The 21279-nt window shown below is 66.4% G+C and carries 21 protein-coding genes; 15 read left to right on the top strand and 6 right to left on the bottom strand.

Annotation, left to right across the window (positions count from 1 at the left end; genetic code table 11):
• Nucleotides 1-7 precede the first annotated feature (7 nt).
• Nucleotides 8-634, bottom strand: coding sequence for a lipocalin family protein (locus BW39_RS18375; RefSeq protein WP_043823579.1), 627 nt, complete (start codon nt 632-634; stop codon nt 8-10).
• Nucleotides 635-878: 244 nt separating this feature from the next.
• On the opposite strand from BW39_RS18375, the gene BW39_RS31720 reads away from it, so the two are divergent.
• Nucleotides 879-1040, top strand: coding sequence for a hypothetical protein (locus BW39_RS31720; protein WP_012204826.1), 162 nt, complete (start codon nt 879-881; stop codon nt 1038-1040).
• Nucleotides 1041-1128: 88 nt separating this feature from the next.
• Here the strand turns inward: BW39_RS31720 and BW39_RS18370 are convergent, their stop codons facing one another.
• Nucleotides 1129-1464, bottom strand: a complete 336-nt coding sequence (locus BW39_RS18370; protein ID WP_043823548.1) for a chaperone modulator CbpM — start codon at nt 1462-1464, stop codon at nt 1129-1131.
• Entirely contained in the window at nt 1461-2456 is a 996-nt protein-coding gene (locus BW39_RS18365) for a DnaJ C-terminal domain-containing protein (protein ID WP_043823547.1), read from the bottom strand. Before BW39_RS18365 ends, BW39_RS18370 begins: the two co-directional genes overlap by 4 nt.
• A 168-nt stretch (nt 2457-2624) precedes the next feature.
• Here BW39_RS18365 and BW39_RS18360 point away from each other — a divergent pair, with 168 nt between their 5' ends.
• The 9 genes from BW39_RS18360 to typA all read left to right on the top strand — a co-directional run bounded on the left by BW39_RS18360 (nt 2625) and on the right by typA (nt 13723).
• The gene (locus BW39_RS18360; RefSeq protein ID WP_043823546.1) at nt 2625-3470 is read left to right on the top strand and encodes a c-type cytochrome; all 846 of its coding nucleotides are present in this window, start codon (nt 2625-2627) and stop codon (nt 3468-3470) included.
• Complete coding sequence (locus tag BW39_RS18355; RefSeq protein WP_043823545.1) at nt 3467-4810, top strand: c-type cytochrome; 1344 nt, start codon at nt 3467-3469, stop codon at nt 4808-4810. The genes BW39_RS18360 and BW39_RS18355 overlap by 4 nt, the downstream gene beginning before the upstream one ends.
• A 9-nt stretch (nt 4811-4819) precedes the next feature.
• Nucleotides 4820-5221: a thioredoxin family protein gene (locus BW39_RS18350; protein ID WP_052155372.1), complete on the top strand. Its 402-nt coding sequence runs from the start codon at nt 4820-4822 to the stop codon at nt 5219-5221.
• Between the two features lie 265 nt (nt 5222-5486).
• Nucleotides 5487-6065: a ribosome maturation factor RimP gene (gene rimP, locus BW39_RS18345; protein WP_034392158.1), complete on the top strand. Its 579-nt coding sequence runs from the start codon at nt 5487-5489 to the stop codon at nt 6063-6065.
• Between the two features lie 87 nt (nt 6066-6152).
• Nucleotides 6153-7640 carry a transcription termination factor NusA gene (gene nusA / locus BW39_RS18340; protein ID WP_012204833.1) on the top strand — a complete coding sequence of 496 codons (1488 nt, stop codon included), beginning with the start codon at nt 6153-6155 and terminating at the stop codon, nt 7638-7640.
• Between the two features lie 23 nt (nt 7641-7663).
• Nucleotides 7664-10525: a translation initiation factor IF-2 gene (infB, locus tag BW39_RS18335; RefSeq protein ID WP_034392162.1), complete on the top strand. Its 2862-nt coding sequence runs from the start codon at nt 7664-7666 to the stop codon at nt 10523-10525.
• Between the two features lie 6 nt (nt 10526-10531).
• Nucleotides 10532-10903 carry a 30S ribosome-binding factor RbfA gene (rbfA, locus tag BW39_RS18330; RefSeq protein ID WP_012204835.1) on the top strand — a complete coding sequence of 124 codons (372 nt, stop codon included), beginning with the start codon at nt 10532-10534 and terminating at the stop codon, nt 10901-10903.
• Between the two features lie 4 nt (nt 10904-10907).
• Complete coding sequence (truB, locus tag BW39_RS18325; protein WP_043823543.1) at nt 10908-11873, top strand: tRNA pseudouridine(55) synthase TruB; 966 nt, start codon at nt 10908-10910, stop codon at nt 11871-11873.
• A 23-nt stretch (nt 11874-11896) separates the two neighbouring features.
• Nucleotides 11897-13723, top strand: coding sequence for a translational GTPase TypA (gene typA / locus BW39_RS18320; RefSeq protein ID WP_034398352.1), 1827 nt, complete (start codon nt 11897-11899; stop codon nt 13721-13723).
• 145 nt (nt 13724-13868) lie between these two features.
• Here typA and BW39_RS18315 read toward each other — a convergent pair whose 3' ends face one another.
• Complete coding sequence (locus tag BW39_RS18315) at nt 13869-14756, bottom strand: LysR family transcriptional regulator (RefSeq protein WP_043823541.1); 888 nt, start codon at nt 14754-14756, stop codon at nt 13869-13871.
• Nucleotides 14757-14839: 83 nt separating this feature from the next.
• Here BW39_RS18315 and BW39_RS18310 point away from each other — a divergent pair, with 83 nt between their 5' ends.
• The 4 genes from BW39_RS18310 (at nt 14840) to BW39_RS18295 (ending at nt 18851) form a co-directional block, all read left to right on the top strand.
• Entirely contained in the window at nt 14840-16036 is a 1197-nt protein-coding gene (locus BW39_RS18310) for a CaiB/BaiF CoA transferase family protein (RefSeq protein ID WP_043823540.1), read from the top strand.
• 1 nt (nt 16037) lies between these two features.
• The gene (locus BW39_RS18305) at nt 16038-16535 is read left to right on the top strand and encodes a MaoC family dehydratase (protein ID WP_043823539.1); all 498 of its coding nucleotides are present in this window, start codon (nt 16038-16040) and stop codon (nt 16533-16535) included.
• A gap of 42 nt (nt 16536-16577) precedes the next feature.
• The gene (locus BW39_RS18300; protein ID WP_043823538.1) at nt 16578-17609 is read left to right on the top strand and encodes a Bug family tripartite tricarboxylate transporter substrate binding protein; all 1032 of its coding nucleotides are present in this window, start codon (nt 16578-16580) and stop codon (nt 17607-17609) included.
• A gap of 150 nt (nt 17610-17759) precedes the next feature.
• Nucleotides 17760-18851: an enoyl-CoA hydratase/isomerase family protein gene (locus BW39_RS18295; protein WP_043823577.1), complete on the top strand. Its 1092-nt coding sequence runs from the start codon at nt 17760-17762 to the stop codon at nt 18849-18851.
• A 73-nt stretch (nt 18852-18924) separates the two neighbouring features.
• Here the strand turns inward: BW39_RS18295 and BW39_RS18290 are convergent, their stop codons facing one another.
• Nucleotides 18925-19590, bottom strand: coding sequence for a TetR/AcrR family transcriptional regulator (locus tag BW39_RS18290; RefSeq protein ID WP_043823536.1), 666 nt, complete (start codon nt 19588-19590; stop codon nt 18925-18927).
• Between the two features lie 156 nt (nt 19591-19746).
• Here BW39_RS18290 and BW39_RS18285 point away from each other — a divergent pair, with 156 nt between their 5' ends.
• Nucleotides 19747-20442, top strand: coding sequence for a DAPG hydrolase family protein (locus BW39_RS18285; RefSeq protein WP_012204844.1), 696 nt, complete (start codon nt 19747-19749; stop codon nt 20440-20442).
• Nucleotides 20443-20457: 15 nt separating this feature from the next.
• On the opposite strand, the gene BW39_RS18280 is transcribed toward BW39_RS18285, so the two are convergent.
• A complete protein-coding gene (locus BW39_RS18280) occupies nt 20458-21255 on the bottom strand; it encodes an anti-sigma factor family protein (protein WP_043823535.1) in 798 nt (265 codons plus the stop codon).
• Nucleotides 21256-21279 lie beyond the last annotated feature (24 nt).

Genomic DNA, 21279 nt, shown 5'->3' with positions numbered 1-21279 from the left:
GACCGCGCTACCAGCTGCCCGTGGGATTGACTCCGTCCTGCAGGATCCACTGGACCTTGTCCACGGGCACGCCCAGCAGCCGGGCCTGTGCCAGCAGGCGTGCCGCCACGCCGTCGGCCAGTTCGGGCGTGCGCGAAAGAATCCAGAAATAGCGCAGGTCCGATCCCACCACCATGGCCCAGCGGTACTCGGCATCAAGAGCCACCACGTTGTAGCCGCCGTAGAACGGGCCGAAGAACGAGACCTTGAGCGCCGCAACGTCCGGGCCGTGCACCGTGCGGGCCTTGCCCTCGGAGGATTTCCAGCGCCGGTGGCGGGCGTCGTAGCCCCGGTTCAGCACGTGCACCGTGCCGTCGGGAAGCGGTGTGTACTCGGCCTGGGTGCGCTCCAGGCCTTTTTCGAAACTGTGGTCGATGCGGGCCACTTCATACCAGCGGCCCATGTAGCGCTGGATGTCCCAGCCGCGCACCGGCTCCACGGTAGGGGGGATGGGTGGGTTGCGCAGGCCCTTCCACAGCAACGCTGCTGCGGCGGCGCCTACGGCAAGCCCTGCCAGGCCGGCCGTGGGCAGCACCCAGGCGGGGCGGGAAGTGGATGGGGTGGTTGACTCTGTATTGGGGTGGCGGGGTGACATGGTGCGGAACTCCGTGTTCAGGCAGACGTGCATGCCAGGGTCTTGCGCGCTTGGCAGCGTGCTCCTACTTTAGGACAGAAAACCGGGCCGCAGTGTAGGCCGGCGCTGCCTGCGCCGGTGCTGTGCGGGCCGCGCAACGCTGGAACTTTCCCTATGCCAGAGCAGGCCATGTGTTTTTTTGTGCGCGGTCATGCAGGTCTATGGCCTAATTGCGCGTTCTCATTTTTTTGAAGAAGGAAATGCCATGGGCAACAAGATCGTTACCGAAGCCGACCGCAAGTTCACTCCCCAGCCTCCCCTGCCCAACGGCGTCACCCTGCCGACGCCCGGCCGTGGCCAGCGCGTGAGCCGCGCCCGTGGCGCCCACACCCACACCAAGAAGAACCCCGGCAAGCGTCACCGCTGAGCACGGCGGGCCGCATGCGCGCCTGCTGCGGCCGCGTTCTGAAAGCAAAAGCCCTCTTACGAGGGCTTTTGCTTTTGAGGCGGCGTTCTCAATGCTGCAGTGCCTGGAGCTTGCGGCGCAGCATCTGCACTTCCTCGATCAGGTCCGCCGTCAGCGCGGCCAGCTGAGGGTCGGCATCGAAGCTGTGCTCCAGATGGGCTATGCGGCGCGCGCGCACCAGGGTCTGGCTGCTGAAGCGCCACTGTGCCTGCGGCGCGGCCGCTTCGCCGGACGGCTCGTTTTCGCAGTACAGCACGCCGGTCTGCACACGCTCCACCACCCAGGCGGTGTTGCGCTGGCAGTGGCGGGCCAGATCCTGCAGGTCCAGAGCGCCTTCGCCCAGCAGTTCTGCGGGTTCGTAGAAGGGGTACAGCGGCGTGCTCATCGCGTGGCTCCTTGGCCCGCTGCGTGCTGGCGGGCATCGAACGAGGGAAAGGCCTGGGCCAGTGCCGCATAGGCCTGGCGCTGGGCGTCGGTCTGGGGCTCGGGCAGGGCGATGCCCAGCACCAGGTACAGGTCGCCCGGCGTGGCGGCGGGCAAGCCCTTGCCCTTGATGCGCAGCTTGCGGCCAGCGCGGCTGCCTGCGGGCACGCTGACCTCGAATTCACCGGCAATGGTGGCCACGCGGACCGGGCCGCCCAGTGCGGCTTCCCAGGGGGCCAGGGACACGGGCTGGTAGACATCCTTGCCCTCTGCCCACCAGCGCGGGTCGTGGCGCAGGTGCACTTCCAGCAGCAGATCGCCTGCCGGGCCGTTGCCCAGGCCCGGGCCGCCCTGGCCGGCCAGGCGGATCATCTGGCCTTCGCGCACGCCCTTGGGAATGCTGACCTGCAATTCCTTGTCGCGCGCCACCGGGTGTCCGTCGTCATCCAGCACCGTGGTGCGCAGGTGCAGGCTGCGCTGCGCGCCCTGGTAGCTGTCCAGCAGGTCCAGCTCGATGCTGGCGTGCTGGTCCTGCCCGCGCAGGTCAGGCGGAGCGCGATGCTGGCCGCCTCCGCCCGCATAACGGGCACGCGCGCCCTGGCCGAACATCTGTGAGAAGAACTCGCTGAAGTCCGCGTCGCCCTCCGGCATGGCGCCGTCGCTGCTGCGAAAGTGAAAGTCCTGCCCTTCCCAGCCGGGCGGTGGCTGGAAGCCGCCGGCGCCGGGCCCGCTGCGGCGCGGCGCATCGGCCAGGGCGTCATAGGCTGCGCGCTTTTCGGGGTCCGACAGCACGGCATTGGCTTCGTTGACTTCGGCCATGCGCTCGGAGGCGTCCGCCTCCTTGCTGACATCGGGGTGGTACTTGCGCGCCAGCTTGCGGTAGGCCTTCTTGATGTCATCGGCACTGGCCTGCCTGTCCACGGCCAGGATGCGGTAGTAGTCCTTGTAATCCATGAATTTCCGTCCTCCGGCCCTTGCGGGCGATGTTCTGGACAAACCCGAAAGCAGCATAGCCCGGTCATGGCAGGGTCTCAACCGATGTGCCTTTTCCTGCTTGACTGGCATCTTGTGACGGGTTCATTACATTCGCGCGTCGGCAGGACGGAACAGGAGGCGTCGGACATGGCACATGGCAGTCGGTGGCGGGCTGGGCGGGGGCGCACAGGCTCCAGGGGATGGAGGGCCCTGCTGGGCGCATGGCTGGTGGCCGGCGCGTGTGGAACCTGCGGGGTGATGGCGCAGACCGCGCAGACCATGCAGCCAGCACCAGGCGTGCCCATGGCAGACCTGCCGCCGGCCGTGGTCAGCGCCCCGCTGCCCGATGTGGGCTCCATGGCCTCCAGGGTGCTGGCCTGCACGGCCTGCCATGGTCCCGAGGGCCGGGCCACGCCCAGCGGTTACTTTCCGCGCATTGCGGGCAAGCCCGCAGGCTATCTGTACCGCCAACTCAAGAACTTCCAGCAAGGACGCCGCAGCTATCCCGCCATGAACCGGCTGATCGAATTCATGTCGGACGACTATCTGCGACAGATCGCAACGCACTTCGCAGGCCTGGAGCTTCCCTATGCCCCGCCCGTGCCGGCGCAACTGCCGCCCGCTGAACTCGCCCGTGGCGAGCAACTGGTCTTGCGGGGCGACGCGCAGCGCGGCCTGCCCGCCTGCGCTGCCTGCCATGGTGAGCGGCTCATGGGTGCGGGTGACGATATTCCGGGCCTGCTGGGCCTGTCGCGCGACTATCTGAACAGCCAGATCGGTGCCTGGCGCTCCGGCCAGCGCAAGGCGGCAGCGCCCGACTGCATGGACCAGGTGGCCAAGGCGCTGACGGCGCAGGAGGTTGTGGCCGTCACGGCCTGGCTGTCATCGCGCCCTGCACTGGCGGCGCCGGGCGGACATGAAGCCCTGGCCCTGCCCATGCCGCTGCGCTGCGGCGCTGTAGCCGCCATTGCTGTCCAGGAGGGCAAGCCATGAACACCCTGGCAGAAAACGCGGCAAGCGGGAACACACACGGGCGACGGCGGCTGGCCAGGGTGGCAGGGCTGGCGTTGCTGATCATCGCCCTGCTGGGCGCGCTCCTGGTCTGGCTCAACCTGCGGGGCGAGCAGGGCGTGCACGCCTACGGCCATGGCGGCTGGTCAGGCGCGCGCGAAACGCCGGCCGCCTTGATAGAGCGCGGTGCCTACCTGGCCCGCGTGGGCAACTGCGCAGGCTGCCATACGGCGGCTGGCGGCGCCGAGTATGCGGGCGGGCGGGGCCTGCCCACCTCGTTCGGCACGCTCTACACCAGCAATCTCACGCCTGACAAGGAAAGTGGCCTGGGGCTGTGGACGGCCCAGGACTTCTGGCGTGCAATGCATAACGGGCGGTCACGGGAAGGGCGCCTGCTGTATCCGGCCTTTCCATATGACAGCTACACCCATGTGACGCGCGCCGACTCGGACGCATTGTTTGCCTATCTGCAAAGCCTGCCTGCCGTGCGCGCGCAGGTGCCCCGGCATGCGCTGGACTTTCCCTATGGCTGGCAGGGCTCGCTGGCTGTCTGGCGCGCGCTGTTCTTCACCCCGCAGGATTGGCAGGACCGGCCGCAGAAGGCGGTTGCCTGGAATCGCGGTGCCTATCTTGCCCAGGGCCTGGGGCACTGCGCGGCCTGCCATGCACCGCGCAACGGCATGGGTGCCTCGTCCCAGGCCATGTCCGGTGGCTTTGTGGCAGGGCAGGCCTGGTATGCGCCATCGCTGCTTGATCCGGGAGAAGCTGGCGTGTGCGCAGGCCAGGAGTCCGCCTGGGTGCAGTTGCTGCAGACGGGCTCGGGTCCTTCGGGATCGGCGCTGGGCCCCATGGCCGAAGTCGTGGCGCGCAGCACACAGCACTGGCAGCCGCAGGATCTGCAGGCCCTCGCTTCCTACCTGCAGGAGCAGGGCGCGGCAGCAGGCCCGCCCAGGAGCAGGCCTGCTGCCGCGCCCGTGCCATCCGGGCAAATGGCCCTGGGGCGGGCCATCTACGAGCGGCAATGCGCGGTTTGCCACGGTGCCGAGGGCCAGGGAACGCCGGGCGCGTTTCCCGCGCTTGCGGGCAATGCCTCCGTGACCCTGGCCGAGCCGCGCAACCTGTTGCTGGTGTTGCTGGAGGGGGGCTACCCACCCTCCACCCGGCAGCAGCCGCAGCCGCACGGCATGCCGCCTTTCGGTCATGTGCTGTCCGACGCACAGGTGGCCGCCGTGGCCAGCTATGTGCGCAACGCCTGGGGCAACAAGGCGGCGGAAATCGGTAACATGGAGGTTTATCGCGCCCGGGAAGGGCGTGGTTTCTGAGAGGCTTTCATGGATTCAATGGCCGGCAAGCTGCCGGACGACAGCGACGCCACCCGCCCCTGGTGGGTGGTTTGCCTGTGCGCGCAATGGTGCGGCGTTTGCAACCAATACCGAAGCACGTTTGCGGAACTGGCAAGCCAGTTCCCGCAGATGCGCTTTGTCTGGCTTGATGTCGAGGACCGCGAGGACGTGGCCGGAGACCTGGACATCGAAACCTTCCCCTCGCTGCTGGTGGCCGATGGCGAGCGCGCACGTTTTCTGGGGCCGGTGCTGCCCCAGGCGGGGGTTGTGGCGCGCATGCTGCAGTCATTGGCCCAGGACCCGGGCGCGGCCCCTGCCGACCCCGCCGAGGCGCAGGCCCTCTTGCGGCGGCTCCAGTCGGCGCAGGCGCTGGAGCGCGTTGGCGCCTGACGCCGGGCCAAGAGTGCGCGGGCGGGCCTGAGCACCCCGTCCTGTCCCCGCTTTTGTGCGGGGCGGGCTTGGCCTGAAGGTCGTTTGCGGATACAATGGCATATTCACGACCAAACGGGCGGGTACCAACCGCCCTTTTTTTTGGGCGATCTTCGGGCGACCTTCGGGATTGCCATGGGGCTCGGCGCTGTTGGGACATGGCTGCTGCCAATGTTTCAGGGGCGTTCCGGGTCTTTTGTGTTTGCAGGACTGAATTTAAATACACGTGGCACTACAGCAAATCGTTGAACAAACCGTGACAGGTCTGGGCTATGACCTGGTGGAAATAGAACGCTCGGCGGGCGGGCTGTTGCGCGTCACAATTGATTTGCCTTGGCAGCCCCCGGTGGAGGGTGAGCCGGTGGTGCCGGAGCAGTTCGTGACAGTCGAGGACTGCGAGAAGATCACGCGCCAGCTGCAGTTCGCGCTTGAGGTTGATGGCGCAGATTACACGCGCCTTGAGGTCTCCTCCCCTGGTATCGACCGCCCCCTGCGGCACGAGCAGGACTTCACCCGCTTTGTCGGTGAAGTCATCGACCTGACCCTCAAGGAGCCCATCGGCGCCGCCGCTGAAGGGCAGGTCAGCGCCAATCGCAAGAAATTCCGCGGCACGCTGGAGCGTGCCGAAGATGGTGGCTGGCAGATCGTCTGGAGCGACGAGCCACCCGTCAAGCCTGGCCAGAAGGTCAGCAAAAAGCGTGTTCCCGCGCCCCTGCAGGCGCTGGGCTTCACTCTGGAGGAGCTGCGCGAGGCGCGTCTGGCTCCCATCGTGGATTTCAAGGGGCGTTCTGCCAAGCCGGTCTGATCGGAGCAGGCAGGGTACGTCGAATCATTGGGGCAGGAAGGGCACTGCCATCCCCTTCCTGTGTGATTGAAATAGGAGAGTCGTCGCATGAATCGCGAATTGTTGATGTTGGTAGAAGCCATTTCGCGCGAAAAGAACGTGGAGCGCGATCTGGTGTTCGGTGCAGTGGAATCGGCCCTGGCCCAGGCCACCAAGAAGCTGTACCAAGGTGAGGTGGACATCCGCGTGGCCATCGATCGCGATAGCGGTAACTACGACACCTTCCGCCGCTGGCTGGTGGTGCCCGATGATGCGGGCCTGCAAAACCCCGATGCCGAAGAAATGCTGATGGACGCACAGGACCGCGTCCCCGGTATCTCCGAAGGCGAGTACATCGAGGAAGAGATCGAGTCGGTGCCCATCGGCCGCATCGGCGCCATGGCGGCCAAGCAGGTCATCCTGCAGAAGATCCGTGACGCCGAGCGCGAAATGCTGCTCAACGAGTTCCTGTCGCGCGGCGACCGGATCTTCACGGGCACCGTCAAGCGCATGGACAAGGGCGACATCATCGTCGAGGCCGGCCGTGTCGAAGGACGCCTGCGCCGCAACGAGATGATCCCCAAGGAAAACCTGCGCAACGGCGACCGCGTGCGGGCCATGATCATGGAAGTGGACGCCACGCTGCGCGGCGCGCCCATCATCCTGTCGCGCTCGGCGCCCGAGTTCATGGTCGAGCTGTTCCGCAACGAAGTGCCCGAGATCGAGCAGGGCCTGCTGGAGATCAAGAGCTGCGCTCGCGATTCCGGCAGCCGCGCCAAGATCGCCGTGCTTAGCCATGACAAGCGTGTCGATCCCATCGGCACCTGTGTCGGCGTGCGAGGCACCCGTGTCAACGCCGTCACCAATGAACTGGCTGGCGAGCGCGTGGACATCGTGCTGTGGTCCGAAGACCCTGCACAGTTCGTGATCGGCGCGCTGGCTCCGGCCAATGTGTCGTCTATCGTTGTGGACGAGGAAAAGCATGCCATGGACGTGGTGGTTGACGAGGAAAACCTCGCCATCGCCATCGGCCGTGGCGGTCAGAATGTTCGCCTGGCTTCCGAGCTCACCGGCTGGAAGATCAACATCATGGACGCGGCTGAGTCTGCGCAAAAGCAGGCGGACGAGTCCGCTGTTGCGCGCCAGCTGTTCATGGAAAAGCTCGATGTGGACGAGGAAATCGCCAACATCCTCATCGAGGAAGGTTTCGAGACCCTGGAAGAAGTGGCCTATGTGCCGCTGCAGGAAATGCTCGAAATCGAGGCGTTCGACGAAGAGACGGTGAACGAGTTGCGCACCCGGGCGAAAGATGCACTGCTGACGCAGGAAATCGCGCACGAGGAAAACGTGGGCAAAGTGTCGCAGGATCTGCTGACGCTCGAGGGAATGACTCCGGAGATCGTGGACAAGCTGGCCGAGGCCGATGTGCACACCCGAGACGATCTGGCCGATCTGGCCATCGACGAGTTGACCGAGCTGACCGGGCAGACCGAGGAAGAAGCGAAGGCTTTGATCATGAAGGCGCGTGAACACTGGTTCACCGAAGGGCAAGAGTAAGGTCAGGGAGGTTCAGAGCATATATGTCCAGTAATACGGTTGCCGAGTTTGCAAGAGAGCTCAACAAGACCCCTGACACGTTGCTGCAGCAGCTCAAGGCTGCAGGCGTCGCCAAGGACAACGCATCGGATGCGTTGACCGACGGCGACAAGCAGCAACTGCTCAGCCATCTGCAGGCCAGCCACGGAAGTGGCGCCAAGAAGATCACGCTGACCAAACGGTCCACAAGCGAGATCAAGCAGGCCGATTCGTCGGGCCGCGCCCGCACCATCCAGGTGGAAGTGCGCAAGAAGCGCACCTTCGTCAAGCGTGACGAGGTCGCCGAGGGCGCCTCCGATCCCGCTGTCGTTGCCGCTGCCCAGGAGCAGCGCGCGGCATCGGAGCGCGAGTCCCAGGATCTGGTGCGCCGCGAAGGGGAAGCACGTCGCCAGGCCGAAATGATCGGCCGCGAGGAGGAAGAATTGGCACAGCAACGCCGTGAGCGCGAAGAGCGCGAACTAGTTCAACAACGCGAACGAGAAGCCGAAGAGCGCGCAAGCGCCTATGCGGCTGCAGAAGCCGCAAAGATCCTCGAGGCCAACCGCGCGAAGCAGGAAGCTTCGCGTGAGCAGGCTGCAGGCCAGGCCGCGCGCGCCGAAGCCCAGGTTGCGGCTCGCGTCAAGGCCGAGGAAGAGTCCAAGGCCCGTGCGGCCGAGGAAGCCGAACGCGCCAAGGATCTGGAAGACCGCCGCCGCAAGGCGCTGGCCGAGGCCGAAGCCATTCGCGCCATGATGGCTGCGCCCAAGAAGGTGCTCGTGGCCAAGAAGCCTGAAGAGCCCAAGCCCGTGGCCAAGCCTGCAGCGCCCGCTGCCGGCGATGCCAAGAAGACCACGCTGCACAAGCCCGCTGGCACGACCACCGGTGGAGCCGGTGCGCGTGCGGGTGCGCCTGCCGGTGCCGGCAAGGAAGTCAAGTCCGCCAAGCTCTCGTCGAGCTGGGCTGGCGATGGCAAGAAGAAGGAAATCAAGACCCGTGGCGACAGCTCCGGTGGCGTGGGTGGCCGTTCCAACTGGCGCGGCGGCCCGCGTGGCGGCCGTCGTGGCAATGACCGTCATGACGGTCAGCACCAGAGCGCGGCAGCGGAATTCCGCGCCATCGAAGTGCACGTGCCCGAGACCATCACCGTGGCCGAGCTGGCGCACAAGATGTCGGTCAAGGCGTCCGAGCTGATCAAGGTGCTGATGAAGATGGGCCAGATGGTCACCATCAACCAGCCTCTGGACCAGGACACGGCCATGATCGTGGTCGAGGAAATGGGCCATACGGCCAAGGTCGCTGCGCTGGACGATCCCGAAGCCTTCACGGCCGAGGAAGTGTCCCAGCAGGAAGCTGCCCAGGAGTCGCGTGCTCCCGTGGTCACCGTCATGGGCCACGTGGACCACGGCAAGACCTCGCTGCTGGACTACATCCGCCGCACCAAGGTGGCATCGGGCGAAGCCGGTGGCATTACCCAGCACATCGGTGCCTACCATGTGACGACGCCCCGCGGCATCGTCACCTTCCTGGATACCCCGGGCCACGAGGCCTTCACGGCCATGCGTGCCCGTGGTGCCCAGGCCACCGACATCGTCATCCTGGTGTGCGCGGCCGACGACGGCGTGATGCCCCAGACCAAGGAAGCCATCAAGCACGCGAAGGCGGCTGGTGTGCCCATCGTGGTTGCCATCACCAAGGCCGACAAGCCCGATGCCAACCTCGACCGTGTCAAGCAAGGCCTGGTGGCCGAGCAGGTGGTGCCTGAAGAGTACGGCGGCGAGTCCCCGTTCATCGCCGTGTCCTCCAAGACCGGCCAGGGCATCGACGAGCTGCTGGAGCAGGTTCTGCTGCAGGCCGAAGTGCTGGAGCTGACCGCTCCCGTGGAAGCCGCTGCCAAGGGCCTGGTCATCGAAGCCCAGCTGGACAAGGGCCGCGGCCCTGTGGCCACGGTGCTGGTGCAGTCCGGTACGCTGAAGGTGGGCGACGTGGTGCTGGCAGGCCAGACCTACGGCCGCGTGCGCGCCATGCTGGACGAAGACGGCAAGCAGACCAAGTCTGCCGGCCCCTCCATCCCGGTGGAAATCCAGGGTCTGTCCGACGTGCCCCAGGCCGGCGACGACTTCATGGTGCTGCAGGACGAGCGTCGTGCCCGCGAAATCGCGACCTACCGTGCCGGCAAGTTCCGCCACACCAAGCTGGCCCGCCAGCAGGCCGCCAAGCTCGAGAACATGTTTGCCGAAATGGGTGCAGGCGAGGTCCAGACCCTGCCCATCATCATCAAGGCCGACATGCAGGGCTCGCAGGAAGCGCTGGGCACATCGCTGCTCAAGCTCTCGACCGACGAGATCCGCGTTCAGCTGGTCTACTCGGGCGTGGGCGGCATCAGCGAGTCCGACGTGAACCTGGCGCTGGCCTCCAAGGCCATCATCATCGGCTTCAACGTCCGGGCCGATGCCCAGGCGCGCAAGACGGCCGAGAGCAACGATGTGGACCTGCGCTACTACAACATCATCTACGACGCAGTCGAAGAGGTGAAGGCGGCCATGTCGGGCATGCTGGCTCCCGAGCGCAAGGAAGAGATCATCGGCATGGCCGAGATCCGCACCGTGTTCGTGGCTTCGAAGATCGGCACCGTGGCCGGCTCGTACATCACGCAAGGCCAGGTCACGCGCAATGCGCATTTCCGCCTGCTGCGCGAGAACGTGGTCATCTACACGGGCGAGATCGAATCGCTCAAGCGCCTGAAGGACGACGTCAAGGAAGTCAAGGAAGGCTTCGAGTGCGGTATCAAGCTCAAGAACTACAACGACATTCGCGAAGGCGACGTGCTCGAAGTGTTCGAGATCAAGGAAATCGCGCGCTCGCTGTAATTCGCCATGGCAACACGCAAGTCCGCTGCGCCGAATCGCAGCTTCAAAGTCTCTGACCAGATCCAGCGTGATCTGGCAGAGCTGATCGCGCGCGAGTTGAAGGACCCGCGCGTGGGCATGGTCACGCTGCAAAGCGTGGAGGTGACTCCGGACTATGCCCACGCCAAGGTCTACTTCAGCCTGCTCGTGGGCGATCCACAGGCGACGCAGGAAGCGTTGAACCAGGCCGCAGGCTTCCTGCGCAATGGCCTGTTCAAGCGCCTGCACATCCACACAGTGCCCACGCTGCACTTCATCTACGACCGCACCTCCGAGCGTGCGGCCGACATGAACGCCTTGATCGCCAAGGCCGTTTCTTCGCGCGGAAAGGAAGAGTAGCCCCATGAACGCGCCACGCACAAGGGTGCAGCGGCGCCCTGTGCATGGGGTGTTGCTACTCGACAAACCGCTGGAGCTGTCCAGCAACGACGCCTTGCAAAAGGTCAAGTGGTTGCTGCGCGCCGAAAAGGCCGGACACACCGGCACGCTGGACCCGTTGGCCACCGGCGTGCTGCCGCTGTGCTTCGGTGCGGCGACCAAGTTCAGCCAGTTGCAGCTTGAAGCTGCCAAGACCTACGAGGCGATTGCGCGCCTGGGCCAGACCACGACCACGGCCGATGCCGAGGGCGAGGTGCTGCGCGAGCGCGCCGTTGACCTCGCCGCCCTCACGGCCGAGCGATTGGCCGCCGTGCAGGCGCATTTCACGGGTGCGATCCGCCAGGTGCCACCCATGTACAGCGCCCTCAAGAAGGACGGCAAGGCTCTCTATGAATATGCGCGTGCCGGCATCGAAGTCGAGCGCCCGGCGCGCGAAGTGACAATCCACGCACTGGAGCTTTCGCTGACGCAAGACAGCGAAGGGCTGCCTGCGATCCGGATGCTGGTGACCTGCAGCAAGGGCACCTACATCCGCACGCTGGCCGAGGACGTGGGCGAGGCCCTGGGCTGCGGCGCGCACCTGCGCGCGCTGCGCCGTATCGACACCGGGGGGCTGGGTGTCGAGCGCTGTATCTCGCTGGAGGCGCTGGCCGCCATGGGCGAGGGCGAGCGTCTGCAGCAGTTGCAGCCTGTCGACGCCCTGCTGGCCAGCCACACGGCTGTCACGCTGGGCGAGCAAGATGCGGCCCGTTTTCTCACGGGCCTGCCCCGCAAGGGCGCTTGGGCCGATGCCGAGGCGGTGGCTGTGTATGGCGAGAACCCACAGGCTCTGCTGGGAGTGGGGCGCGTGGTGCGTGGGGAACTCATCCCCGGGCGCCTGCTCAGTTCACTGGAAATTCAACAGATTTTGGAAGACACGCCGCGCCCATGACGCAGCGGCAATGGGAAAACACTATGAGCAAACAAATCCGCAATATCGCGATCATCGCCCACGTGGACCACGGCAAAACCACCATGGTGGACCAGCTGCTGCGCCAATCCGGAACCTTCGCCGAACACGAGAAAGTCGTGGACACGGTGATGGACAACAACGCCATCGAACGCGAGCGTGGCATCACCATCCTGGCCAAGAACTGCGCCGTGAGCTGGAACGAGACGCACATCAACATCCTCGACACACCCGGCCACGCGGACTTCGGCGGTGAAGTGGAGCGTGCCCTGTCCATGGTGGACGGCGTGGTGCTGCTGATCGACGCGCAGGAAGGCCCCATGCCCCAGACGCGCTTCGTGACCAAGAAGGCACTGGCCCTGGGCCTGAAGCCCATCCTCGTGGTCAACAAGGTGGACAAGCCCGGTGCGCGTCCCGACTACGTGGTCAACGCCGCCTTCGACCTGTTCGACAAGCTGGGTGCCACCGACGAGCAGCTGGACTTCCCCGTGGTGTACGCCTCGGGCATCAACGGCTGGACCTCGCTGGAAGAAGGCGCTCCCGGCGAACAGTGGGGCCCCGACATGTCGGCCCTGTTCGACACCATCCTGAAGCACGTTCCCGCCGTCAAGGGCGATCCTGCCGCTCCGCTGCAGATGCAGATCTCGGCGCTGGACTACTCCACCTTCGTGGGCCGTATCGGCGTGGGCCGCATCACCTCCGGCACGCTCAAGCCTTCGACCGACGTGCTGGTCATGGAAGGTCCTGACGGCAAGAGCTACAAGGGCCGCATCAACCAGGTTCTGAAGTTCCAGGGCATTGACCGCGTGCAAGTGACCGAAGCCGGTCCCAGCGACATCGTGCTGGTCAACGGCATCGCCGACCTGGGCATGGGCGTCACGCTGACCGACCCGCTGAACCCCCAGCCGCTGCCGATGCTCAAGATCGACGAGCCCACGCTGACCATGAACTTCTGCGTCAACACCTCGCCGCTGGCAGGTCGTGAAGGCAAGTTCGTGACCAGCCGCCAGATCTGGGACCGCCTGCAAAAGGAACTGCGTTCCAACGTGGCCCTGCGCGTCAAGGAAACCGACGAAGACGGCATCTTCGAAGTGTCGGGCCGCGGCGAACTGCACCTGACCATCCTGCTGGAAGAAATGCGCCGCGAAGGCTACGAGCTGGCCGTGTCCAAGCCCCGCGTGGTCTACCGCGACGTGGACGGCGTGCGCCACGAGCCTATCGAGCTGGTGACGGCCGACATCGAAGAAGGCCACCAAGGTGGCGTGATGCAGGCCCTGGGCGAGCGCAAGGGCGAGCTGGTCAACATGGAACCCGATGGCCGCGGCCGCGTGCGCCTGGAGTACCGCATTCCTGCGCGTGGCCTGATCGGCTTCACCAACGAATTCCTGAACCTGACCCGTGGTTCCGGCCTGATCTCCAACATCTTCGACAGCTACGAGCCGCACAAGGGCGAAATCGGCGGCCGCAAGAACGGTGTGCTGATCTCCATGGACGAAGGCGAAATCTTCACCTACGCCCTGGGCAAGCTGGATGACCGTGGCCGCATGTTCGTCAAGGCCAACGATCCCGTGTACGAAGGCATGATCATCGGCATCCACAGCCGTGACAACGACCTGGTGGTCAACGCCACGCGTACCAAGCAGCTGACCAACTTCCGCGTGTCCGGCAAGGAAGATGCCATCAAGATCACGCCCCCGATCGACCTGTCGCTGGAATACGCGGTGGAATTCATCGAGGACGACGAGCTGGTGGAAATCACCCCCAAGAGCATCCGCGTTCGCAAGCGCCACCTGTCCGAGAACGAGCGCAAGCGCGCTTCGCGCGGCGCATAAGCGCTGTTGCGACCAGGGCGCACGCAAGCCACCTGGCTTCACCGCCCTGACTGTCAAAGGCCGCATCTGCGGCCTTTGTCTTTTTGGCGCGCCGCTCTCAGGTGTGCCGGCGCAACGGCAAAGGAACTGCTGCTGCTGTTGCTTGCTACTGCAGCTGCAGCAGCAACTCGCGCAGGCGCTGCCCGGCCGCTGCGCTTTGCTGCGGATTGAGCGCCAGGGCCAGGCCGATGGAGGGCAGGTTCTCGGTATCTGCCAGCGCGCGAAACACCACCCCCGGCGTGCTGCCCTTGGCCACCACGGCTGGCACCAGCGCCACGCCCAGTCCCGCACCCACCAGGCTGACCAGGGTCTGCGCCTGCACGGCATGCTGCTTGACCTGCGGCATGAAGCCCGCGTTCTGGCAGGCCAGCACCACCAGCGCGTGCAGGCCGGGCACCTCGCTGGGGCGGTAGTTGATGAAGGGCTGGTCCGCCAGATCCCGCAGCCGCAAGGCGGGCCGCTGCAGCAGCGGGTTGCCTTCGGGCAGCACGGCCACCAGCTCGTCCTTTTCCACGGGCGTGATGGACAGCTCGGTGGCCTGCGTCACCGGGTAGCGCAGCAGGCCGGCATCGAAATCGCCGCTGGCCACCTGCGCGCAGATCTCGCGCGTGGTCGATTCGGTCAGCACCAGGTCGATCAGCGGATATTCGCTGCGAAAGGCCTGCACCAGCCGCGGAATCAACGAGAACGTGGCCGAGCCTATGAAGCCTATGTGCAGGCGTCCGCGCTCGCCGCCGGCCGTGGCGCGCGAGACCTCCTGCATCTGGCGCGCATGGTGCAGGGCCAGCTCGGCACTTTCCAGGGCCGCCAGGCCTGCCTCGGTCAGCGCCGTGCCCCGGCGGTCGCGCTGGAACAGCTGCACGCCCAGGCTGTCTTCCAGCCGGCGTATGGATTGGGACAGCGGTGGCTGCGACATGTGCAGCTGCTCGGCCGCCTGCCGGTAGTTGAGCGTGCGGGCCAGGGTGACGAAGTGACGCAGTTGGCGCAGGTCCATTGATATCTACCGTGTATCAGAGATGCTGAATTAAGTCTTAGACGCAGCTTTGAAGATATCAAATACTGGCTCCCTGAAGCAACATGGAGACCACAGTGCAGGCTGCGTTGACAGGGATTCGGGTGCTGGATCTGTCCAGCGTGGTGTTCGGGCCGCTGGCCAGCCAGGTGCTGGCCGACTATGGCGCCGAAGTCATCAAGATCGAGCCGCCGGCCGGCGACTCCACGCGCCATACCGGCCCGGCCGTGGAGCCCGGCATGGCAGCCATGTTCATGGGCACCAACCGCAGCAAGAAGAGCGTGGTGCTGGACCTCAAGCGGGAAGAGTCGCGCCAGGCCCTGCATGCTCTGCTGGCCACGGCCGATGTGTTCATGCACAGCATGCGCCCGCAAAAGCTGGCCCCGCTGGGCCTGGACCCCGCAACGCTGCGCGAGCGCTATCCGCGTCTGGTCTATGCAGGCCTGCATGGCTTTGGCGAGGACGGCCCCTATGCAGGCATGCCCGCCTATGACGACGTCATCCAGGGCATGAGCGGCCTGGCCGACCTGATGGAACGCCAGACGGGCGAGGCGCGCTACCTGCCCACCATTGCGGCCGACAAGACCTGCGCCCTGGTGGCCGCGCATGCCGTGCTGGCGGCGCTGTTCCAGCGCGAGCGCAGCGGCCATGGCTGCTTTGTGGAAGTGCCCATGTACGAGACCATGGTGGGCTTCAACCTGGTCGAGCATTTCTACGGCATGCACTTCAGCCCCGCGCTCAGCGGCGCAGGCTACCCGCGCGTGATGGCGCCCTGGCGCAAGCCCTACCGAACGCTGGACGGCCACGTCTGCATGATGCCGTACACCGATGCGCACTGGCAGCGCTTCTTCGCCGCCGTGGGCCAGCCGCAGCTGGCCCTGGATGCGCGCTTTGCCAGCCAGGCCAGCCGCACTGCCCACATCGCCGAGCTGCTGGAGACCGCGGGCGAGCATGTGGCACTGCACGGCACCCAGCACTGGCTCGATACCTGCCAGCGCCTGGAGATTCCCGCCGCCCCCGTGGCGCGCATGGACGATCTGCCCGCCGATCCACACCTGCAGGCCACGGAGTTCTTCGTGCCGCTGCAGGACCCCGCCATGGGCACCGTGCACCTGCCTCGCTCCTCCGTGCGCATGGATGGCCGGCAGGCCCCCATGGGCATGCCACCGCGCCTGGGCGAGCACACGGCGGCGCTGCTGGCCCAGGCGGGCTGGAGCGCCGAGCGCATCGCCGGCCTGCAGATCACGCAACAGGAGACATGAGATGACAGTGAACACCCCGCAGCCCCACCCTGGCGCCGCCTGGAACGCCGTGCCCCGCATGGGCCAGGGCTTTTTCTGGCAGGACCTGCAGGTTGGCCAGCAGCTGCGCACCTTCCGCCGCACCGTGACCGAGTCCGACCTGGTCGCCTTCATCAATGCCACGGGCATGCTGGAGGCCATCTTCATCGAGGAGGGCTACGACGGCGGCGCCATTGCCGGCCGCCCCGTGCCGGGCGCCATGACCTATGCGCTGATCGAAGGCTTCATCCTGCAAAGCATGATCCAGGGCACGGGCCTGGCCATGCTGGAGCTGCACCAGAAGATCCTCGGCCCCGTGCTGGTGGGCGACACCATCGAGGCGCTGGTCGAAGTCACCGCCATCAAGCCCACCTCCAAGGGCAACCGCGCCGTCGTCACCTCGCGCATCGAGGTCTTCAACCATGGCCACCAGAAGGTCATGGAATACACGGCCGTGCGCCTGCTGGCCGGGCGCAGCTAGGCGGCCACAAGCATTCCCATAACGACATCAGGAGACAAAAGCATGGACAAGCAGATCGACAAGGCGGCCCGCAAAAGAGGACGCCGCATTGCGCTGGTCACCCTGGCGGCCCCCATTGCGGCGGCTGCGGCGGTGGCAGTGGGTGCGGCACTGCCCGGCGCCGCGCTGGCGCAGCAGCCCTGGCCCAGCAAGCCCATCACGATGGTCGTGCCCTTCCCGCCGGGCGGCCCCACCGACCTGGTGGCGCGCGTGCTGGCCCAGCAGGTCGGCCAGCAACTGGGCCAGACCGTGATCGTGGACAACCGGCCCGGTGCCAACGGCAACATCGGCAATGCCCTGGTGGCCAAGGCCGCGCCCGATGGCTATACCTTGCTCTACAACACCTCGTCCATTGCGCTGAGCCCGTCGCTCTACAAGAAGATGAGCTACGACGTGGGCAAGGACCTGATGCCCGTGGCGCTGACGGCCGTGGTGCCGCTGGGCCTGGTGGTCAATCCCAAGCTGCCGGTGAAGAACGTGCAGGAGTTCGTGCGCCATGCCAGGGACAAGACCGGCCAGCTGTCCTATGGCTCGGCCGGCAACGGCAATGTCACCCACCTGGCGGCCTTCCAGGTCGTGCAGCACTACCAGATCGAGGCCAGCCACGTGCCCTACAAGGGCAGCGCGCCGGCCGACGTGGATCTGGTGGCCGGGCAGATCGACTTCATGACCGACACCATCAACTCCGTCGCGCCCTTCATCAAGGAGGGGCGGCTCAAGCTGCTGGCCGTGAGTTCCTCCAAGCGCCTGCCCAACTTCCCCGATGCACCCACGCTGGCCGAAAGCGGCATGTCCGGCTTCGAAGCCGGGGCCTGGCAGGGCGTGATGGTGCCGGCCAAAACGCCGGCCGCCATCATCCAGCGGCTCAACCAGGAGCTGATGCGCGCGCTCAAGGACCCGGGCGTTGTCGAGAAGCTGCAGCTGCAGGGCGCCGAAGGCCTGGGCTCCACGCCGGAGGAATACGGCGCCTACATCCGCAGCGAGATCAAGCGCTGGGCCGGCGTGGTCAAGAGCACGGGTGTCTCTCTGGACTGAGAGCGGGGCGTTGCGGCGCCTGTCGCGCAGTCGCGCAGTTGCGCATATTGGCACCTGTTTGTCAGGGGTGGGCGCGGTTTTTCAGCTATGGTTGCGGCTCATTGCCCCGGGCTGCCGGGGCAGGGCATGCATAGCAACAAGGAGCAAGATATGACGGGAGCTGCCGGCGAAGTCCTCAGCGAAGTGCGGGGCCGCATGGGCATGATCACCTTGAACCGGGCCAAGGCGCTGAATGCGCTGTCGCTGGGCATGGTGCGCGATCTGCTGGCCACCCTGCTGGCCTGGCAAAAGGATGAGCAGGTGCTGGCCGTGGCCATCCGAGGCATGGGCAAGGAGGGGGTCTTCGGCGCCTTCTGCGCGGGCGGGGACATCCGCTTCCTGCATGGCGCGGGCAGCACGGGCAATCCGCAGCTGGAGGACTTCTTCACCGAGGAGTACGCGCTCAACCACCTGATCCACACCTTTGGCAAGCCCTACATCGCCTTCATGGACGGCATCGTCATGGGCGGCGGCATGGGCATCAGCCAGGGCGGCACGCTGCGCATCGTCACCGAACGCACCAAGATGGCCATGCCCGAGACGGCCATCGGCCTGTTCCCCGATGTGGGTGGCGGCTACTTCCTCTCGCGCTGCCCGGGTCACGCGGGTGAGTGGCTGGCGCTGACGGGCGATGTGATCGGCGCGGCCGATGCGCTGGACTTCGGCCTGGCCGATGGCTACCTGCCCTCGGACCAGCAGCCTGCGCTGTGGGACGCGCTGGCCGCCGGCAGCTTTGCCGATGCAGCGGCCGTCGAGGCCCTGGTGAAGTCGAAGTTCACGGTCCCGGCCAAGCCTGCGGCCCAGCCTCGCGCCGAGATCGACCGCGTGTTCGCCCTGCCTACGGTGGCTGCCATGGTCGAGGCGCTTGAAGCCACCGATGGCGAGTGGGCCCGGCACACGGCCGCCACGCTGCGCAAGCGCTCGCCCCTGATGCTGCACGTGGTGCTGGAACAGATCCGCCGCGCGCGCGGCATGACGCTGGCCCAGGACCTGCGCATGGAGCGCGACATGGTGCGCCACTGCTTCTACCTGCGCCCGGGCCAGAGCGAGACCATCGAAGGCATACGCGCACTGGCCGTGGACAAGGACCACCACCCGCGCTGGAACCCTGCGAGCATCGAGGAGGTACAGGAAGCGCAATGGCGCGCCTTCTTCGACAGCCCCTGGCCTGCGCATTCGCATCCGCTGGCAGCGCTGGACTGATCGCGCGGCGGTTGCTCAAACCTCCAAGGGTTCAAAAGGCCATCCGGCGCCATGCCGGGTGGCCTTTTTTCATTCAACGATCCGCCGGCTCCATGCTGCAGGCCTGGCCGGCAAGCAGCCGGACCGCATGCTCTATGCGCGGCCCCGGGTCCCATTCGGGCACGGGCGGGGTCAGGCCCAGGGCCATCTGCCGCAGGGGCTCGGCAATGACCATGGACAGCAGCAGGTCGCAGACGACTTCGGGCTGTTCGGCCCGCAGCAACCCCTTGCTGCACTGGCGCCGCAGCCAGTCCACCAGCATGCCGCGGCCGCGCTCTATGCCGTTGCGCTGGTAGACCTCCAGCAGCTCGGGCTTGGCGGGGAAATCGGTGGTGAGCAGGCGGAACATGCCCACCGCCTCGGCCGACAGCACGCGCGCGGCAATCACGCGCAGGATCTCGGCCAGCGCTGGCGCGACCTCTGCGGCCGATTGCGCATCGGCCGACAGGGCGGGGCGGAAACCGTCGGTCCAGCCGCGCACCACCAGGGCTACCAGGTCCTCGCGGTTGGCGGCAAAGCGGTAGAGCGTCTTCTTGGCCAGCCCCGCGCGCCTGGCCACGGCTTCCATGGTGGTGGCGGCATAGCCTTCGTTGAGCAAGAGCCAGGTGGCGGCGGCCAGGGCGGCATCGTTGGCCTCGTGCTCGGGCCGGGCCGGCCGCCCGCGCGGCCTGGGGGCCGCAGGAGTGATTTCGGATTCCATTGGATTTCTTGTCGTTCCGTTCGGTGTTGTGCAGGGTCGTGCCTGGTTGTGCAGCATTTTGTTACCCGGCAGGGATTATCCGATTGTTTGGAAACGATGTTCGTTTCTTTAATATAAGATGGCTTTTCCTCATCAATCCAGGAACGGAAAACACCCATGAACTCCCATGCCTTCGAGCCCGACATTTCCCGCATCGACGAGCTGCTGCACATCACGCCGCTGCGGCTGGAGACGGGAATCCAGCGGCTGCCCAGCGGCTGCCTGGTGGTGGCCTGCCGCACCGACCTGCATGGCTGCAGCGGCCGCATGCTGGACTGGTGGTTCAAGTTCTTCGAGACCACGCAGCACATCAAGTGGTGGCATCCGCATGACCACATCGCGCATCGTGGCTGGGATGCGCAATGGAAGAAGGGCGAGAGCTACATCGGCGCGTCCATCGAGGCCGTGGAGTCCCTGGCCGATATTCCGCCCGTGGCGGCCAGGCTCAAGTTCCATGATCCGCGCGAGCTGTTCGACCCTGCGCAGCTGGAGCTGGCCTTTGCCGAAAAACGCGCCTCGGCCGCCGTGTATGCGCGCATCGGCTTCGGCGAGCATGTGCAGCTGGACGCCAGCGGGGACCCGATGGACGGGCAGATGGTGCACCTGGCGCGTGACACGCCTTTTGGCTGCGTGCTGCGCAGCCGCTTTTTGCTGGGCCAGTCCTGCGCCGACCCGGCGGCCGAGCTGCCTGACGCGCTGGGCCTGGGCCTGCTGCGCCACTGCTACACGGAGTTCACCTACCTGTCGCGCTTCCTGCCCTCGCTGTACTACGGCGAGCATGGCAACGGCGAGGCGGCGCCGCTGCCCTGGTAGCCGTGGCCCCAGGCTTCAAAGCTGCTGGTGCACGGCCGTGGCCAGCTGCAGCAGCCGGTTGCGCGGCAGGGCGCCGCTGAGCGCATAGCCAAAGCCCTGGTCCACCCAGTAGAAGCTGGGCACGGGGCCGTCGCTGCTGAAGTGAAAGGCGGTCTCGCTGTGCGTGGCCGGGTCCTGCAGCGCGCCCAGGTACAGGGTGATGCGCTCGCCGGCCGCGTCCTGGTACATGAACTGGGCGCGTGCGCCGCTGTCGCCGGGCAGCAATCGGCCGCCCACCAGCTCATAGCCCAGGTCCGTGAGTGCCGGCAGCTTCAGCGGCCGGCCCAGGCGCTTGGACAGCCACTGCAGCAGATGGGCCTGCTGCGCTGCCTCCACCTCGACCGGGTGGCGTTGCTCGGGCTGGTAGACCGCATGGGCAACGGCCGCCTGGTGGGCGAAGCGGGCCGGGGTGGCGGCAGCCAGCGTGGCCGCCGTTGATGGCGCGGCAGCGGGCACCGCCTGCTGCCCATGCACCAGCCAGCCCAGGCCGAAGGCCAGCATCCAGCCTGCGGCCATGCCACCCCAGCGCCACCACTGCTGCTGGCGTTGGTGCAGGCCCTGCAACTGTTCGGCGGCGGCGCGCATTTCGTCGGGCATGCCGGGTTCATCCCGGGCGGCATGCAGGGCGCGCAGCAACTGGCGCTGGCGTTGCCATTGCTCCACGCGCGCGGCACTGTCTTCGTCCAGCTGGTCGCGCAGCGCCTGCGCCTGCTGCGCGGGCAGGCGGCCATCGACCAGGGCGTGCAACTGCTCGTCGGAAATGGGCGGGGGCAAGGGCGAGGAAGATGAAAAGAGGGG

Source organism: Delftia sp. RIT313, assembly GCF_000632165.1.
In the GTDB taxonomy this organism is placed as follows: domain Bacteria; phylum Pseudomonadota; class Gammaproteobacteria; order Burkholderiales; family Burkholderiaceae_C; genus Comamonas; species Comamonas acidovorans.
Note: the sequence above shows the minus strand (reverse complement) of the source record. Positions and strands in the feature narration are given on the sequence as shown.

Excerpts from the sequence above, each read along its gene's own strand:
- BW39_RS18315 (WP_043823541.1), bottom strand. The coding sequence starts at position 14,756 with ATGGACCTGCGCCAACTGCGTCACTTCGTCACCCTGGCCCGCACGCTC.
- truB (WP_043823543.1), top strand. The coding sequence starts at position 10,908 with ATGAACGCGCCACGCACAAGGGTGCAGCGGCGCCCTGTGCATGGGGTG.
- BW39_RS18300 (WP_043823538.1), top strand. The coding sequence starts at position 16,578 with ATGGACAAGCAGATCGACAAGGCGGCCCGCAAAAGAGGACGCCGCATT.
- BW39_RS18355 (WP_043823545.1), top strand. The coding sequence starts at position 3,467 with ATGAACACCCTGGCAGAAAACGCGGCAAGCGGGAACACACACGGGCGA.
- BW39_RS18365 (WP_043823547.1), bottom strand. The coding sequence starts at position 2,456 with ATGGATTACAAGGACTACTACCGCATCCTGGCCGTGGACAGGCAGGCC.
- BW39_RS18295 (WP_043823577.1), top strand. The coding sequence starts at position 17,760 with ATGACGGGAGCTGCCGGCGAAGTCCTCAGCGAAGTGCGGGGCCGCATG.
- BW39_RS18305 (WP_043823539.1), top strand. The coding sequence starts at position 16,038 with ATGACAGTGAACACCCCGCAGCCCCACCCTGGCGCCGCCTGGAACGCC.
- rbfA (WP_012204835.1), top strand. The coding sequence starts at position 10,532 with ATGGCAACACGCAAGTCCGCTGCGCCGAATCGCAGCTTCAAAGTCTCT.
- BW39_RS18360 (WP_043823546.1), top strand. The coding sequence starts at position 2,625 with ATGGCACATGGCAGTCGGTGGCGGGCTGGGCGGGGGCGCACAGGCTCC.
- BW39_RS18370 (WP_043823548.1), bottom strand. The coding sequence starts at position 1,464 with ATGAGCACGCCGCTGTACCCCTTCTACGAACCCGCAGAACTGCTGGGC.
- BW39_RS18290 (WP_043823536.1), bottom strand. The coding sequence starts at position 19,590 with ATGGAATCCGAAATCACTCCTGCGGCCCCCAGGCCGCGCGGGCGGCCG.
- BW39_RS18350 (WP_052155372.1), top strand. The coding sequence starts at position 4,820 with ATGGATTCAATGGCCGGCAAGCTGCCGGACGACAGCGACGCCACCCGC.
- BW39_RS31720 (WP_012204826.1), top strand. The coding sequence starts at position 879 with ATGGGCAACAAGATCGTTACCGAAGCCGACCGCAAGTTCACTCCCCAG.
- BW39_RS18375 (WP_043823579.1), bottom strand. The coding sequence starts at position 634 with ATGTCACCCCGCCACCCCAATACAGAGTCAACCACCCCATCCACTTCC.
- BW39_RS18310 (WP_043823540.1), top strand. The coding sequence starts at position 14,840 with ATGGAGACCACAGTGCAGGCTGCGTTGACAGGGATTCGGGTGCTGGAT.
- nusA (WP_012204833.1), top strand. The coding sequence starts at position 6,153 with ATGAATCGCGAATTGTTGATGTTGGTAGAAGCCATTTCGCGCGAAAAG.
- typA (WP_034398352.1), top strand. The coding sequence starts at position 11,897 with ATGAGCAAACAAATCCGCAATATCGCGATCATCGCCCACGTGGACCAC.
- infB (WP_034392162.1), top strand. The coding sequence starts at position 7,664 with ATGTCCAGTAATACGGTTGCCGAGTTTGCAAGAGAGCTCAACAAGACC.
- BW39_RS18285 (WP_012204844.1), top strand. The coding sequence starts at position 19,747 with ATGAACTCCCATGCCTTCGAGCCCGACATTTCCCGCATCGACGAGCTG.